The organism is Microbacterium wangyouchuni, from assembly GCF_054072595.1.
On the sequence record NZ_JBSVRM010000008.1, the window covers coordinates 118,475 to 132,722 of the forward strand.

General features: G+C 65.6%; 13 protein-coding genes. 6 read left to right on the plus strand and 7 right to left on the minus strand.

What is annotated here, in order from left to right; translation table 11 throughout:
• Positions 1-666 carry a TetR/AcrR family transcriptional regulator gene (locus tag ACW5CM_RS14370; protein WP_438253163.1) on the minus strand — a complete coding sequence of 222 codons (666 nt, stop codon included), beginning with the start codon at positions 664-666 and terminating at the stop codon, positions 1-3.
• A 113-nt stretch (positions 667-779) separates the two neighbouring features.
• Here ACW5CM_RS14370 and sucC point away from each other — a divergent pair, with 113 nt between their 5' ends.
• A complete protein-coding gene (gene sucC / locus ACW5CM_RS14375) occupies positions 780-1,946 on the plus strand; it encodes an ADP-forming succinate--CoA ligase subunit beta (RefSeq protein WP_438253164.1) in 1,167 nt (388 codons plus the stop codon).
• An 18-nt stretch (positions 1,947-1,964) separates the two neighbouring features.
• The gene (gene sucD / locus ACW5CM_RS14380) at positions 1,965-2,867 is read left to right on the plus strand and encodes a succinate--CoA ligase subunit alpha (protein WP_457125409.1); all 903 of its coding nucleotides are present in this window, start codon (positions 1,965-1,967) and stop codon (positions 2,865-2,867) included.
• A gap of 44 nt (positions 2,868-2,911) precedes the next feature.
• Here sucD and ACW5CM_RS14385 read toward each other — a convergent pair whose 3' ends face one another.
• Together ACW5CM_RS14385 and ACW5CM_RS14390 are read right to left on the minus strand one after the other, a co-directional pair.
• Complete coding sequence (locus ACW5CM_RS14385; protein WP_457125410.1) at positions 2,912-3,844, minus strand: glycerophosphodiester phosphodiesterase; 933 nt, start codon at positions 3,842-3,844, stop codon at positions 2,912-2,914.
• 72 nt (positions 3,845-3,916) lie between these two features.
• Positions 3,917-4,501, minus strand: a complete 585-nt coding sequence (locus tag ACW5CM_RS14390) for a TetR/AcrR family transcriptional regulator (protein ID WP_457125411.1) — start codon at positions 4,499-4,501, stop codon at positions 3,917-3,919.
• Positions 4,502-4,604: 103 nt separating this feature from the next.
• Between ACW5CM_RS14390 and ACW5CM_RS14395 the strand changes: the two genes are divergently transcribed.
• Positions 4,605-4,982, plus strand: coding sequence for a VOC family protein (locus ACW5CM_RS14395; protein ID WP_457125412.1), 378 nt, complete (start codon positions 4,605-4,607; stop codon positions 4,980-4,982).
• Here the strand turns inward: ACW5CM_RS14395 and ACW5CM_RS14400 are convergent.
• From ACW5CM_RS14400 to ACW5CM_RS14415, 4 genes are all read right to left on the minus strand, one after another.
• On the minus strand, positions 4,957-5,991 hold the full coding sequence (locus ACW5CM_RS14400) for a hypothetical protein (RefSeq protein ID WP_457125413.1): 1,035 nt from the start codon (positions 5,989-5,991) through the stop codon (positions 4,957-4,959). The genes ACW5CM_RS14395 and ACW5CM_RS14400 overlap by 26 nt on opposite strands.
• 179 nt (positions 5,992-6,170) lie before the next feature.
• Positions 6,171-8,138 (minus strand): glycerophosphodiester phosphodiesterase, encoded by a 1,968-nt coding sequence (locus tag ACW5CM_RS14405; RefSeq protein WP_457125414.1) that lies wholly within the window; start codon positions 8,136-8,138, stop codon positions 6,171-6,173.
• A 147-nt stretch (positions 8,139-8,285) separates the two neighbouring features.
• Entirely contained in the window at positions 8,286-9,041 is a 756-nt protein-coding gene (locus tag ACW5CM_RS14410) for a GntR family transcriptional regulator (RefSeq protein ID WP_438253172.1), read from the minus strand.
• 117 nt (positions 9,042-9,158) lie between these two features.
• Positions 9,159-10,592: an NCS2 family permease gene (locus ACW5CM_RS14415; RefSeq protein WP_457125415.1), complete on the minus strand. Its 1,434-nt coding sequence runs from the start codon at positions 10,590-10,592 to the stop codon at positions 9,159-9,161.
• Between the two features lie 91 nt (positions 10,593-10,683).
• Here ACW5CM_RS14415 and ACW5CM_RS14420 point away from each other — a divergent pair, with 91 nt between their 5' ends.
• The 3 genes from ACW5CM_RS14420 to purH are packed head-to-tail and all read left to right on the plus strand — an operon-like array spanning position 10,684 to position 14,248.
• Positions 10,684-12,015, plus strand: coding sequence for a cell division protein PerM (locus ACW5CM_RS14420; RefSeq protein ID WP_457125416.1), 1,332 nt, complete (start codon positions 10,684-10,686; stop codon positions 12,013-12,015).
• Positions 12,016-12,024: 9 nt separating this feature from the next.
• Positions 12,025-12,606, plus strand: coding sequence for a phosphoribosylglycinamide formyltransferase (purN, locus tag ACW5CM_RS14425; RefSeq protein WP_439256109.1), 582 nt, complete (start codon positions 12,025-12,027; stop codon positions 12,604-12,606).
• A gap of 34 nt (positions 12,607-12,640) precedes the next feature.
• Positions 12,641-14,248, plus strand: coding sequence for a bifunctional phosphoribosylaminoimidazolecarboxamide formyltransferase/IMP cyclohydrolase (gene purH, locus ACW5CM_RS14430; RefSeq protein ID WP_439256108.1), 1,608 nt, complete (start codon positions 12,641-12,643; stop codon positions 14,246-14,248).

The window sequence follows — 14,248 nt, forward strand, 5'->3', positions numbered from 1 at the left end:
CTACCGCTCGAGCCGCGTCTGAAGACGCCGTGAAACCTCCGCGAGCGGCATCGCGCGGGGGAACACGGCGACAACCATGTCGTCGGGGGCAGAGCCTGCGGCATCCGGGAACACGCCGTAGCGACGGCGAGCATCGTCCAGTGCATTCTGCAGCACAGACGGCGCCACCTTCTTCGTACCCCGCAGTAGTTGGCGCAGCACATGATTGTGTACCGCAGTGACGATAGCGGCGAAGCCGACGGCATCCAGAGGGTCGATTCCCGGCAGTGCACGACGCAGGTAGTCATCGAACAGCCGCTCGTAGCGGAACACGGTCACGATCTCTCGTTCGCGCAGTGCCGGTACTCGGCGGACGATCTGGTAGCGCAGCCTGGCCAGTTCCGGGTCGTGCGCGAAGTGCGAGAACACGTGCTGGGACGCCTGGCAGACGGCCTCCCACGGGTCGCTGTGCCCCTCGGCGAGGAACGCACGCAAATCCTCCAGCAGCGCCTCGTGGTCGGCGAAGACCACGTCTTCTTTACCGCCGAACTGGCGGAAGAACGTTGATCGAGAGACTCCAGCCGCCTTGGCGATCTGTTCGACCGAGGTCTGGTCGAAGCCCTGCTCCTGGAACAGCTTCAGCGCGGCGGCCACGACGCCGGTGCGCGGTTCTGCGGTTTCATGCATAGCGAGAAGCCTAGACCGACGGGACCGCTCATCTAGAGGTAGTAAGATTTGATACTGGTCGATATCTCGACATCGAGAGACTTTCCGGACCGCAGCCCAGCGAAGGAAGCACAGTGGATCTGTACGAGTACCAGGCACGAGACCTTTTCGAGAAGTATGGGGTGCCGGTTCTCGCCGGCATCGTTGCTGACACCCCCGAGGAGGTGAAAGCAGCTGCGGAGAAGATTGGCGGCGTCGTCGTCGTCAAGGCTCAGGTCAAGGCCGGTGGCCGCGGCAAGGCTGGTGGCGTAAAGGTCGCCAAGACCCCCGACGAGGCATACGAAGCAGCAAAGACGATCTTCGGTCTCGACATCAAGGGCCACATCGTCAAGCGCGTCATGGTCGCCCAGGGTGCAGCCATCGCTGAGGAGTTCTACTTCTCTGTGCTGCTGGACCGTGCGAACCGTTCCTACCTGAGCCTCTGCTCGGTTGAGGGCGGCATGGAGATCGAAGAACTCGCTGTTGAGCGGCCCGAGGCGCTCGCTCGCATCGAGGTCGACCCGCTGACCGGCATCGACAAGGCCAAGGCCGTCGAAATCGCCCGGGCCGCGAAGTTCCCCGAAGACCTCATCGAGAAGGTCTCCGACGTCTTCGTCAAGCTGTACGAGGTGTACAAGGGTGAGGACGCGACGCTCGTCGAGGTCAACCCGCTCGTTCGCACCGAAGACGGCTCCATCATCGCCCTCGACGGCAAGGTCACGCTCGACGAGAACGCGTCCGAGATCCGTCACCCCGAGCACGAAGCGCTCGAGGACAAGGATGCTGCGGACCCGCTCGAGGCCAAGGCCAAGGAGTCGGGCCTGAACTACGTCAAGCTCGACGGCCAGGTCGGAATCATCGGCAACGGTGCGGGCCTGGTCATGTCGACGCTCGACGTCGTCGCCTACGCCGGTGAAAACCACGGTGGCGTGAAGCCTGCGAACTTCCTCGACATCGGCGGCGGTGCCTCGGCTGCTGTCATGGCTGCTGGCCTCGACGTCATTCTCGGTGACCCCCAGGTGAAGTCTGTTTTCGTCAACGTCTTCGGCGGCATCACCGCCTGCGACGCCGTCGCCAACGGCATCAAGGGCGCCCTCGAGACTCTGGGCGACACCGCCTCCAAGCCTCTCGTCGTCCGCCTGGACGGCAACCGCGTCGACGAAGGTCGCGCGATCCTCGCCGAGTACGCCCACCCGCTCGTCACCCTCGCCGCCACCATGGACGAGGGCGCTGACAAGGCCGCCGCGCTGGCGAACGCCTGAGACAGAAGGATTAGAGATATGTCGATCTTCCTGAACAAGGATTCCAAGGTCATCGTCCAGGGCATCACCGGAGGCGAGGGCACCAAGCACACCGCCCTCATGCTGAAGGCCGGCACCCAGGTCGTCGGTGGCGTCAATGCCCGCAAGGCCGGCACTGCCGTCTCGCACACCGATGGCGCAGGCAACCCGGTCGAGCTGCCCGTCTTCGCCTCTGTTGAAGAGGCCATGAAGGAGACCGGCGCTGATGTGTCGATCGCCTTCGTTCCCGGCGCCTTCACCAAGGACGCCATGATCGAGGCCATCGATGCCGAGATCCCGCTGCTCGTCGTCATCACCGAGGGTGTTCCCGTCGGCGACTCGGCGGAGGCCTGGGCGTACGCGAAGAGCAAGGGCAACAAGACCCGCATCATCGGCCCGAACTGCCCCGGCATCATCACGCCCGGTGAGGCACTCGTCGGCATCACGCCGGCGAACATCACCGGCAAGGGCCCGATCGGCCTCGTCTCGAAGTCGGGAACCCTGACCTACCAGATGATGTTTGAGCTGCGCGACCTCGGCTTCTCGACCGCCATCGGCATCGGCGGCGACCCCGTCATCGGCACCACGCACATCGACGCGCTCGCTGCGTTCGAGGCCGACCCCGAGACCAAGGCAATCGTGATGATCGGTGAGATCGGTGGTGACGCTGAAGAGCGTGCCGCCGAATACATCAAGGCGAACGTCACGAAGCCGGTCGTCGGCTATGTCGCGGGCTTCACCGCTCCGGAGGGTAAGACCATGGGCCACGCAGGCGCCATCGTGTCGGGCTCTGCTGGCACCGCGCAGGCGAAGAAGGAAGCACTCGAGGCTGCTGGCGTCCAGGTCGGGAAGACCCCGTCCGAGGCGGCTGACCTCATGCGTGCAATCGTCGAGTCGCTCTAAGTACTAGACTGATAGTGAAGGCCCCGGGCTCCACCCTGGGGCCTTCACTTTTTCCCGTGTATCCACTCGTAAAGGGCAACGGGATGGTTCGTGATGATGCCGTCCACGCCCATCGCCGTCAGCGATTCCCAGTCCGGATCTGAATCATGAGTCCAGACGAAGACCCCGAGCTTGGCTTGGTGCGCGAGCGCGACGCCCTGGGCGCTGGCGCGGCTGGGGTTTACGGCATCCGCCCCGATCTTCTGCGCTGTCGCGATGGTGGACGGATCGAGTTTCTCGGTGAGCCAGCCCACCGGGAGTCGCGGTGCGAGCTCTGAGATGTTCGCGACGGTCTTCTTACTGAAGCTCTGCGTGATCACACGGCCGTCGAGACCCGCGGCGTCAAGCATCTCGACGGTGGTCTGAATGGCGGACTGAGACCAGGTGCCCTTGTACTCGATCATGACGTCCGTGCTGCTGTCGGCGATGTGAGATGCCACCTCGTCGAGTGTGGGGATCTTTGTGCCGGTGAAGGAATCGTCGAACCAGGAGCCCGCGTCCAGCGCACGCAGCTCCTCGATGGTCATCTCCGAGACCATGCCCGTCCCGTTCGTCGTGCGGTCCACCGTGCTGTCATGGATGACCACCGGTACACCGTCCTTCGACATGCGGATGTCGATCTCGATGTACTTGGCGCCGGCATCCGTCGTTGATGTGAACGCGGGCATCGTGTTCTCGGGTGCCACCGCTGAATCGCCTCGATGCGCGATGACGACCCCCGGCTGCCCGGGCTCGCGAAGCACCACGAGCGGCCGCAGGATGATCGTGTCAAGCGTCAGCAGCGAGGGTCTGTCGCTGGCGGACGAGTACGAAGTGCTGGCGTCGCTGGGGAACTGAGCGAGAGCGCCATGTGCGGGGGATGACAATGCGGTGACGGCTGCCCACATGACAACCCAGACGGCTCCTGCGCACCACAGGCGTCGACGATGAACGCTCATGATCTGCATCCTGCCAGAGGCGAGCGTTCCCGTCGAGACCTTTTCGTTATATTTGGCGAACGCGGCGTGTGATCAGCCGCGGCCGGATGCCAGCACGGCGGACAACAGCAGATCAAGCGTCTCGTGTGCGCGGATGCGCGCCTCTGTATTGGTAGGGCGTTCGGAGAGCCAGAGCGCCAGCTCATTCATTGAGCCGGACAGTGCGGCGGTCAGCGCGTCGATCAGTGCCGGCGGGACTTCTGCCTCTGCCAGTCCCGCCCGCAGCTGCGTCGCTGGCCCATCGGCATCCAGCCGGCGCCACTCATCCCAGCTGAGCACGGCGGGTCCGTCGACGAGGAGCACGCGCGCTGCGGGGCCCTGCGTGATCGCGTCGAGAAAGGCGTGGCTTCCCAGGCGGAGTGCGCTCATGGCATCCGCCCCGTCTGTTGAAGTGGCAATGGCGTCAGCGATCAGCTGCTGTTGCCCGGAGGCCACTGCGGTGAAGAGCCCGGGCTTCGAGGAGTAATGGTGGTAGACCGCTCCGCGCGTGACGCCGGCCGTGCGAGCGATGTCGTCGACAGCTGCCGCCGCGTAGCCATGCTCGGCGAATTGAGCGGTAGCGACTTCGAGGATCCTTCGAGAGGTTTCGGCGGCTTCCGCCGCAGTTGTTCGAGCCATAGCCTTCCCTTACATGCGATGTGTATGTATCTTAGTATCCGCCGATACAAACACGATGAATGTAAGAGGAATGATGAACTTCTCCAGTTTTTACCCTGTGCTCATGGTCGACGACGTCGACACTGTTGCCCGGTTCTACCGCGACGTGCTCGGGTTCGATACGACGTTCGAGACTGATTGGTACGTAAGTCTGCGTTTTGACGGCGGCGAACTCGCGATTCTGAACCGCACGCACGAAACCATCCCCGAAGGCTTCCGCGACTCCGTGCGCGGTTTGCTGCTCAACGTGGAGGTGCCAGATGCTGCCGCCGAACACGTCCGCATGGTCGAGACTCTCGGCCTGCCGGAGCGCCTCTCTCTGCGCGACGAGGACTTCGGCCAGCGGCACTTCATCATCGAAGCACCGGGTGGAGTGCTCATTGACGTGATCGAGCCGATCGAACCGTCCGCAGAGTTCAGCGCGGCGTACGCGGGGGAGTGACGCGTCTGCGCACGGCCACGCGTACGGCGACGATGATCAACAGCAGGACGGCCGCGAGAATGACCCACCATCCCGGGGCGATGGCGAGAGCGGAGAGGCTGAGCTGTTGCTGGGCGATCGTCGGTATCTCGGCCGAGGCCGTCGTTGCGATGACCGTCGGCGAGACCGACACCTCCACCGCGGTGAAGGGCGACCATGCAGAGAGCCCATCAACCGTTGCCTGCACATCAACGGCGGCCGCGGGAAGAAGCTCGGCGAGGCTGAGCAGGCCCGTCGAAGCATCCGGTGACGAGTACAGTTCGACGCCCGGGGCTGTGATCAGCTGCATAGCGGTGAGACGAGTATTGCCGGTGTTGCCGACCGCGTAGGAGACATCGGCGGAGGCCGACTCCCACGGCCAGAATCCGGTCGTCACCTCGAGTTGTGCCTGATCCAGCGACAGCCCGGCGGTGAGCTCTCCCGCGACTGTCACGGTGACCCGTGTCGCGTAGCGCATATCGACCGAGACGGTCTCGCCCGCACTGGCGAGCACCGTGAGCAGGGCAGCCGCGTGCTCGCCGGGCTGGGCATCCGCGGGCACGGCGACGCTGAACGGAATGCGGACGAGTTCACCCGGTGCGATGTGCACAGTGTCGACGGCCGGTGAGATCCATGAGCTGACGCCGTCGGCCACGGACTCGGTGGAGATGTCGAGGGCACCCGTGCCGTCGGTGAACGCGTCTGAGCCATGCACGGCGAGATCCAGTGCTGTCGCGCCGGAGTTGCGGACCAGTACGGCGTCATCGACGCGCGCGCCTGGGTCGAGGGCGTAGGCGAAGTTGCTGCGCTCCTCGCCGACGTCGGTGATCACCGGCGTCATGCTCCACGCGACCTGGCTGGCGGAGGATGCCAGGGAAGTGTCATCTGCGCGGGCGCTGAGCGCGGAGGTAGCCGTCGAAGTCAGGACGACGAGCGCTGCGGCAGCGACGGCGCCGAGCAGAAATCGGGAGCGGCGGATCAGACGGAGCATCGGGAGGCCTTTCGGATCGATAAGAGGGGAAGCGGGGTGTGGCCGCGAGGCCGCACCCCCCCATTCCCTCCCTGATGACGGCCCCCCTCCGGGTCTAGGCGTAGTGCCGCTGGGGTTTTTTTTGCGGCAAGGGGGGGGGGGGGGGGCGTTCCCCCCTCCCCCCCCCCCCCCGCCGTTCATTACTGGATGACGGTCACCGTCAGGGTCGAGGCGTAGTCGCCTGCGGCCTGGCCGAGCGGCAGGCGCAGGGCGAGGTCGGCCGCGACAACCGCCGTGTCGACGCCCTTGAACTCGTCGCTCGGAGCCGAAACGAGCACGGCTGCGCTTGCGAGGCCGTTGCCGACGCCAGCCTCGACCGGGTCACCGGCAATGGCGCCAGCACCCTCGGCCGTCAGACGCGGTGTCCAGCCGAGCGCGCTCGCCTCGAACGCGTCGTCCGCCGAGGCGAAGGCCGCGGCCTGGCCCGACAGAGTCCAGCTCGAGGAGGGGTTGGCGCGGGTGTCGGTGATCTCGATGTCGTTCAATACACCGGTGGCGACGTAGCTGTCACCGAGCTGCGTCGCTTCACCCAGCGACACGACATCCTGCGAGCTGAAGCGCCAGGTGAACTCGCCAGCCGGCTGGTTAGCCTCCGGGATGTTCACGTTGATGGCCTGCTCGTTGGGCACCGGCTCGGCGGGTGTACCGGGCTCTTCGACGACCGGAGGAGCCTGGTTGTAGCGTTGCATCCAGCCACGGAGTGCGTCGGGACGGTCAGTGATGATGCCGTCGACGCCCATGGCCGTCAGAGATGCCCAATCGGCCGCGTTGTTCTTCGTCCACACGAAGACGCCGAGTTCGTGCTCGTGTGCCAGAGCGACGCTCTCCGCGGTCGCGTTGGAGGGGTTGATGGCATCCGCGCCGATCTGCTCGGCGGTCGCGATGATCGATGCGTCGATCCCACCGGTGAGCCAGCCGACCGGGAGGTCGGGTGCAACCGTGGCGAAGTTTGCGACCGTTGTAGCGCTGAAGCTCTGCGCGAGGACCTTGTTCTCGACACCGGCGGCTTCGATCATGTCGACCGTGAGCTGGGTGTCTTCGACATTCCACTCACCCTTGTACTCGATGACGACATCCGCGCCACCATTCGCGACATAGGTGAGCACCTCGTCGAACGTGGGGATCTTCGTGCCGGCGAATGCAGGAGAGAACCAGGATCCGGCATCCAGCGCACGCAGTTCCTCAAGTGTCATGTTCGTCACCGAGCCGGTGCCATCAGTGGTGCGATCCACCGTGCCATCGTGGATGACCACGGGCACGCGGTCCTTGGAGAGGTACATGTCAATCTCGAAGTATTCGGCACCGGCACGAGTCGTCGAAACGAACGCCGGCATCGTGTTCTCCGGGGTCACGGTCGAGTTTCCACGGTGTCCGACGATGACGCCGGTTTCGCCGGGCTGACGGAGCGTGATCGGAGGCAGCGGGTCGATCTCGGTGAGCACGATGTTGTCATAGCGCACGACCGAGTTGTTCGCGATCAGGCCCTGCACGCCGTCCGCGGTGCGCACCAGCTGACGCGTGCTCATGATCTTCTTGTCGTCGATGTACCAGGTTCCGACGTTTCCGTTCACTTCGACGCGAAGGTGCGCCTGGGTGCCAATGCCGATGTCGCTGGCCGTGGAACCGGTGTCCGTGACATTCCAGTTGCCTGATGCATTGAGCTGTGCGAACTCGACGCCGTTGCCCGAGCTCGAGCCATTGCGCAGCGCTGCGTGCTGCCAGGGGCCGGAGCCATCGGCAGGGGCATCGATTACCAATGCCAGCCAGCGTGCGCTGTCCGCGGCCGATTCGAAGGTGATGTCGGCCTCGATCGCGAAGTTCTCGCGGTTTTCGCCGAACAGGATCTTGGCGTTGCCGCCGGTGCCGTTACCGACGAGCTCGCCGTCCTTCACGCTCCAGGTTCCTGCGACGGCATTCCAGTTCTCCGGGATCGTGCCCGAGTCGAACGACTCGGAGAGGAAGACGCGATCATCCACGGGAACATCCGTGGCTGTCGGAGCTGATGTGGCTGCGTGCGCGATGCCCGGGGCGAGAACGCCCGCGAATACGGTGGTCGTGGCGACGCAGACAGCTCCGAGACGCGATAAGCGCGAACGGCGAATGGTCATGAGTGTTTCCTTCCAAGGGGAGAGGTTCGCCCGGGTGGGCGACTCCACTCAAGAAGGCGCGCACGTCGCGTCCCTGCCCGGAGCCCGACGTCTGGGACACCGTCGGGCGAAGACCTGGTGACGCGGACTGACAGTCGGCGGAAACGGTCACTGCGCGATGGCGCGCTCAGGCAGTCGAGCAGAGTTCACGATGCTCAATGACGTGGCCGTTGCGAGGTAGCGGTCATCGCTGTACTCGAACGGCCTGCCATCGAAGGTGCGCGCGGAGCGCTGCACGCGCAGCAGAGGCGTGGTGCGGGTCACTCCGAGCAGACGGGCATCCTCTGGATCCGGCAGCACCGCCGAGATCAGGTGCTCGCCGTGAGCGAGCTGCGGCCCGTGCTCGCGCTCGACGACTTCCATGATCGAGCGGGCATCCGGCGGGAGCTGCGCGATGGTCTGCATGAGCCACTGCGGGAAGGTGGTGCGCTTGACCATCACCGGCGCATCGTCGAGGTACTGCAGCCGGGTGATGCGCAGCACTGGCCGCTGCGGGCTGATGGCGAGGGCCAGGGCCTCCTCCGGTGTCGCGCGGCCCTCGCAGCACAAGACCGTGCGTCCGCCCGGCTCGTGCCCGATCGCCTTCGCCCACTGCCCGAAGGAGCGCAGCTCCGTGACGTCCTGGGCGAGCCGCTCCGGGTGCACGACCCAGCGTGTGCCCTGTCTCGACAATCGGCGGTGGGTGGCCTCGACGTGCTCGAGCGCCCGACGCACGGTGCCTCGAGCGACATCGAAGCGCGCCGCCAGTGCGGATTCGCTGGGCAGCGCCTCGCCGATCGGAACTCGTCCCGAAGTGATGTCGGCCGTGAGCTCAGCGGCGATCTCGAGGTGCTTGGGACGGTGGGACCTGCGGCGTGGGTTCACGCTCCGAACCTGCCGGACACGGGTTAACGCGTGAAGCAGTTCCGGTGAAGTCTCGGAGATGCGACGAGGGACGGATGCCGTGGCATCCGTCCCTCGTCGTCAGGTGGTGGCGGCGTATCAGGCCACGCCGAAGAGCGCCTCGATCGGCCCGCGGGCGAAGAACAGCACGAAGCCGAGGCCGACGATCCACAGCAGCGGGTGGATGGTCTTCGCCTTGCCGGAGAACGCATTCACGATGATCCAGCTGACGAAGCCCGCACCGATGCCATTGGCGATCGAGTAGGTCATCGGCATCACGGTCGCGGTGAGGAACACCGGCAGCAGCACCCGGAAGTCGCTGAAGTCGATGTTCTTGATCTGCGCGAGCATCATCGCACCGACCAGCACCAGCGCTGCCGCGGCGACCTCACCGGGAACGATCGATGCGAGCGGGGTGAAGAACATCGCGAGCAGGAACATCAGGCCCGTGATGACGTTGGCAAAGCCCGTGCGGGCGCCCTCGCCGATTCCAGAGCCCGATTCGACGAACACCGTCGCAGACGAGGATGACGTGCCGCCTCCGACGATCGCGCCGACACCTTCGACGACCAGTGCCGACTTGATGCGCGGGAAGTCGCCCTTCTTATCGGCCAGGCCCGCTTCGTTCGCGAGCCCCGTCATCGTGCCCATGGCGTCGAAGAAGTTCGAGAACACCAGGGTGAACACGAACATCACCAGTGCGACGACGCTCACCTTCGACAGGTCGAATCCGAAGTCAACCGCGCCGATCAGGCTGAGGTCCGGCATGCTCATGATGCCGCCGGCGAAACCGAAATCAAGACCGAACGGCCAGATGAGGTTGGCGATCGCCGCGAGCACCGTGCCACCGACGAGGGCGATCAGGATCGCGCCCTTCAGGCGCACCGCGATGAGCACACCGCCGATAAGCAGGGTGATGACGAACAGCAGAGTCGGCAGCGTGGCGACGGAGCCGCCGACACCGAGGTCGACCGGGGGAGACGGGTTCCCCGTCGCGGTGACGAAGCCAGCATTGACGAAGCCGATGAACGCGATGAACAGGCCGATTCCGACCGTGATCGCCAGCTTGAGCTGCACGGGAACAGCGTCGAAGATCATCTTGCGCAGGCCGGTCGCTGCCAGCAGTACGATGACGGCACCGTTGATGACCACCAGGGCCATCGCCTCCGGCCAGGTCACGGACCCGACGACGGAGAACGCCACGAAGGCGTTGATGCCCAGGCCCGCGGCGAACGCGAACGGCAGACGCGTGACGATGCCGAACAGCAGCGTCATGACACCGGCTGTCAAGGCAGTGGCCGCCGCGACGGCACCACCATCGAGCACTGTGCCATCGACGTCGGGGGTGGAAAGTATGAGGGGGTTGAGGATCACGATGTAGGCCATCGTGACGAACGTCACCAGGCCGCCACGGACCTCCGTGCCGATCGTTGATCCGCGTTTGCTGATCTCGAAGAAGCGATCCAACGCGTTCTTCGGCTCAGCAGCGGGCTCAGCCGTCTGGTCAGTTGTGGTCGAGGGGGCAGTAGTCATCGGGTAAACCTCCTTGGAGACGATATCGTGTCGGCGACACCTCGCGCGTCCCCGCGAGGCAGTCAGGTTCTCGTCGTAGTCTCATGGAGTCATGCAACGCCTCCTCGTCGCGATTCTCGCCGCCGTCGACGCTGCCATCGCGGCGGCCGTCGGCCTCGCCGTGCTGCTCGCTCCGCTGACCCTGCTGTGGACTCTCGCGTTCGGAGTGACCGCCGAGTGGGGTGCGCTCTGGCCCGTCACCGGGACGCTCTGGCAGTTCGGCCACGGGGTGCCGATCAGTATTGCGATTCCGGATGCCGTCACCGCCGCCGTCGGTATCGCACCGGAGGCCGCGAACTTCGTGCTCTCGCTGACGCCGCTGGCGTTCCTCCTCTTCACGCTGCTGTTCGCGGCCCGCTCCGGTGCCCGGGCTGCGCGATCCGGTGCCTGGATGCTGGGCGTGATCGCTGGGTCCGTCGCATTCGCTCTGATCGCAGCAGCGGTGGCTCTGACATCCAGGGCCGAGATTGCTGAGACGCCAGTGGCGCTCGCGATCCTGCTGCCCGCGGTCGTCTACGTCATTGGTACCGTCTTCGGCGCCGTCCGCTACGCCTGGCGGGAGGGCGACAACGGCCTGATCGACCGCTTGCACGACGCCGTCGACAGCTGGGGAGACTGGGGTGTCGTGCCGGTCGAGGCTCTTCGGGGCGCAGCCGCGGTGCTCGTCGGACTCACCGGTGTCGCCGGCCTCACTGTTGCGGTGGCGGTTGCCACGCGCGGGGGAGAGGTCGTCGCCCTTTTCGAAGCCGCGCGCGTCGATGCGACCGGCGCCACCGTGCTCACCCTCGGTCACCTCGCCTACCTTCCGACCATGCTCGTCTGGGCACTGGCCTGGATCGCTGGCCCCGGATTCTCGGTGGGGGTAGGCACTGCCGTATCGCCGGCGGGCACGGAACTCGGTGTTGTTCCGGGCCTGCCGATCTTCGGTCTGCTGCCGGAGGGCAGCTCGTTCTGGATGCTGATCGTCGTGCTGCTGCCGGTTGCCGCCGGCGCCTTCGCCGGCTGGATCATCCGATCCCGGCTCGTTTGGGAAGACGTGGCGCACGCGATCGCCCCGCGGGCTGTGATCGCAGTAAGCACCGCGGCACTGACAGCAGCGGTCACCGCTGTCGCCACGATGCTGGCATCCGGATCGATCGGACCAGGCCGGCTCGCGGAAACCGGACCGAATGTCGGAGCGATCACGCTGGCGGTGGGCATCGAAGTACTCATCGGCGCTGCGATCATGCTGCTCGCTCCCCGGCATCGGGACGAGCTCGCCGAGGAGCGCACCGATCGCTGGGTCGCCGAGATGGGCGCTTCGCCGACCTCGGATGCCGCCGAAACCCAGCCGTTAGATGAGCACGGTTTCTTCGCGGACGGCAGTACTCCCACGCCCCGGTAGACTGGCGGGGTGCTCACGGTCGCCGTTCTCATCTCAGGCTCCGGCTCGAACCTCCGGGCTCTGCTCGAAGCTGCGAGCCACCCTGATTTTCCGGCCCGAATCGTCGTCGTCGGAGCGGATCGCGACGCCGAAGGGCTCGCACACGCCGAAGCCTTCGGCATCCCGAGCTTCACCGTTCCGTTCCGTTCTTTCGACAACCGCGAAGCGTGGGGCGAAGAACTCGCACGCCAGCTCGATGTCTGGACACCGGACCTCATCGTCCTCAGCGGTCTCATGCGCCTGCTGCCAGCGGCACTTGTCGCGCGGTACGCGCCGCAGATCATCAACACCCACCCCGCATATCTGCCGGAGTTCCCCGGTGCCCACGGCGTTCGCGATGCGCTTGCCGCCGGAGTCACCCAGACCGGCGCCAGCGTCATCGTCGTCGATGACGGCGTCGACTCCGGGCCCATCCTCGCCCAGGAACGTGTTCCGGTGCAGGCAGATGACACTGAGCATGCCCTGCATGAACGCATCAAACCCGTCGAACGACGCCTGCTGATCGACGTGGTGCGCCGCGTCGCGACCGGCGAGCTCGTTCTGACTCATTGACCCCCGAACGTCCACAGCACGAAGGAGCACTCTTATGGCCGGTCCGAGCCACGATTCGTCCCTGTACCGCGAACGCGATGTCGTCGAGATCAAGCGTGCACTGGTTTCGGTGAGCGATAAGACCGATCTGCTCGTGCTGGCCGCGGCTCTCGCCGACGCCGGCATTGAGATCGTGTCGACCGGATCGACTGCGGCAACGATCCGCGACGCCGGCCACGAGGTCACCGACGTCGCCAGCGTCACCGGTATTGCCGAGATGCTCGATGGACGTGTGAAGACGCTGCACCCCAGCATCCACGGCGGTCTGCTCGCTGACCTGCGTCTCGAGGACCACGAGCGTCAGCTCACCGAATTGGGCATCGCCCCGTTCGAGCTCGTCGTGGCGAACCTGTACCCCTTCGTGGAGACGGTCGCCTCCGGCGCCAGCGGCGACGACGTCATCGAGCAGATCGACATCGGTGGTCCCGCCATGGTGCGCGCCGCGGCCAAGAACCACGCCAACGTTGCGATTGTCGTCTCTCCGGAGTCGTACCCGGCGATCATCGAGTCGATCGGGGCAGGGGGGACCACCCTCACGCAGCGACGTGAACTCGCCGCGCGTGCCTTTGCGCACACCTCGTCCTACGACACGGCTGTGGCCGCCTGGTTCGCCGAGCGCACCCTCAACGAGGGCGGCGAACTGCCTGAGCACCTCACCATCAAGGCCGAACGCCTCTCGACCCTCCGCTACGGCGAGAACTCGCACCAGCGCGGCGCCATCTACACCCGTGTTGGTGGCCACGGCATCGCGCAGGCCGTGCAGCTGCAGGGCAAGGAGATGTCGTACAACAACTATGTCGACGCTGATGCTGCGCTGCGCGCTGCGTTCGACATGGTCCTTCCGGCCGTCGCTATCGTGAAGCACGCGAACCCGTGCGGTATCGCGACCACCGCGCCCAACGCGCTCGACCCGATCGCCAGCGCCCACCTGCGTGCACACGAGTGCGACCCGGTGTCGGCGTACGGCGGCGTCATCGCCACCAACGGCACCGTGACGCTGAAGATGGCCGAGAACCTCAAGGACATCTTCACCGAGGTCATCGTCGCCCCGTCGTTCGAGCCGGCAGCACTGGAAGTATTCAAGGCGAAGAAGAACCTGCGTCTGCTGCAGCTGCCCGATGACTGGCAGCAGGAGCGCATGGACGTGCGACTGGTCTCCGGCGGCCTGCTGCTGCAGGACGCTGACCGCTTCCCCGACGACATCCTCTCGGTGGCGAAGAACTGGGAGCTTGTCTCCGGTGAGCGTCCGGATGACTCGGAGCTGGAGAACATGATCTTCGCGTGGAAGGCCTGCCGCGCGGTGAAATCCAACGCGATCGTGCTCGCCAAGGGCAACGCGACTGTCGGTGTCGGCATGGGCCAGGTCAACCGTGTCGACTCGTGCCGCCTCGCGGTGGAGCGGGCCGGTAACCGTGCGGCTGGGGCTGTTGCGGCATCCGACGCGTTCTTCCCGTTCGCTGACGGTGCCCAGGTGCTCATCGATGCCGGTATCACCACGATCGTGCAGCCTGGTGGATCCGTGCGCGATGACGAAGTCGTCGCGGCGGCTAAGGCAGCGGGCGTGACCATGTTCTTCACGGGGGAGCGGCACTTCTTCCACTGA

What these genes read in the sequence shown, in the direction of transcription:
- ACW5CM_RS14385 (WP_457125410.1), bottom strand. Translation starts at nt 3,844, where the DNA reads ATGAGCGTTCATCGTCGACGCCTGTGGTGCGCAGGAGCCGTCTGGGTT.
- ACW5CM_RS14415 (WP_457125415.1), bottom strand. Translation starts at nt 10,592, where the DNA reads ATGACTACTGCCCCCTCGACCACAACTGACCAGACGGCTGAGCCCGCT.
- ACW5CM_RS14400 (WP_457125413.1), bottom strand. Translation starts at nt 5,991, where the DNA reads ATGCTCCGTCTGATCCGCCGCTCCCGATTTCTGCTCGGCGCCGTCGCT.
- ACW5CM_RS14395 (WP_457125412.1), top strand. Translation starts at nt 4,605, where the DNA reads ATGGTCGACGACGTCGACACTGTTGCCCGGTTCTACCGCGACGTGCTC.
- ACW5CM_RS14370 (WP_438253163.1), bottom strand. Translation starts at nt 666, where the DNA reads ATGCATGAAACCGCAGAACCGCGCACCGGCGTCGTGGCCGCCGCGCTG.
- ACW5CM_RS14420 (WP_457125416.1), top strand. Translation starts at nt 10,684, where the DNA reads ATGCAACGCCTCCTCGTCGCGATTCTCGCCGCCGTCGACGCTGCCATC.
- sucD (WP_457125409.1), top strand. Translation starts at nt 1,965, where the DNA reads ATGTCGATCTTCCTGAACAAGGATTCCAAGGTCATCGTCCAGGGCATC.
- ACW5CM_RS14390 (WP_457125411.1), bottom strand. Translation starts at nt 4,501, where the DNA reads ATGGCTCGAACAACTGCGGCGGAAGCCGCCGAAACCTCTCGAAGGATC.
- purH (WP_439256108.1), top strand. Translation starts at nt 12,641, where the DNA reads ATGGCCGGTCCGAGCCACGATTCGTCCCTGTACCGCGAACGCGATGTC.
- ACW5CM_RS14405 (WP_457125414.1), bottom strand. Translation starts at nt 8,138, where the DNA reads ATGACCATTCGCCGTTCGCGCTTATCGCGTCTCGGAGCTGTCTGCGTC.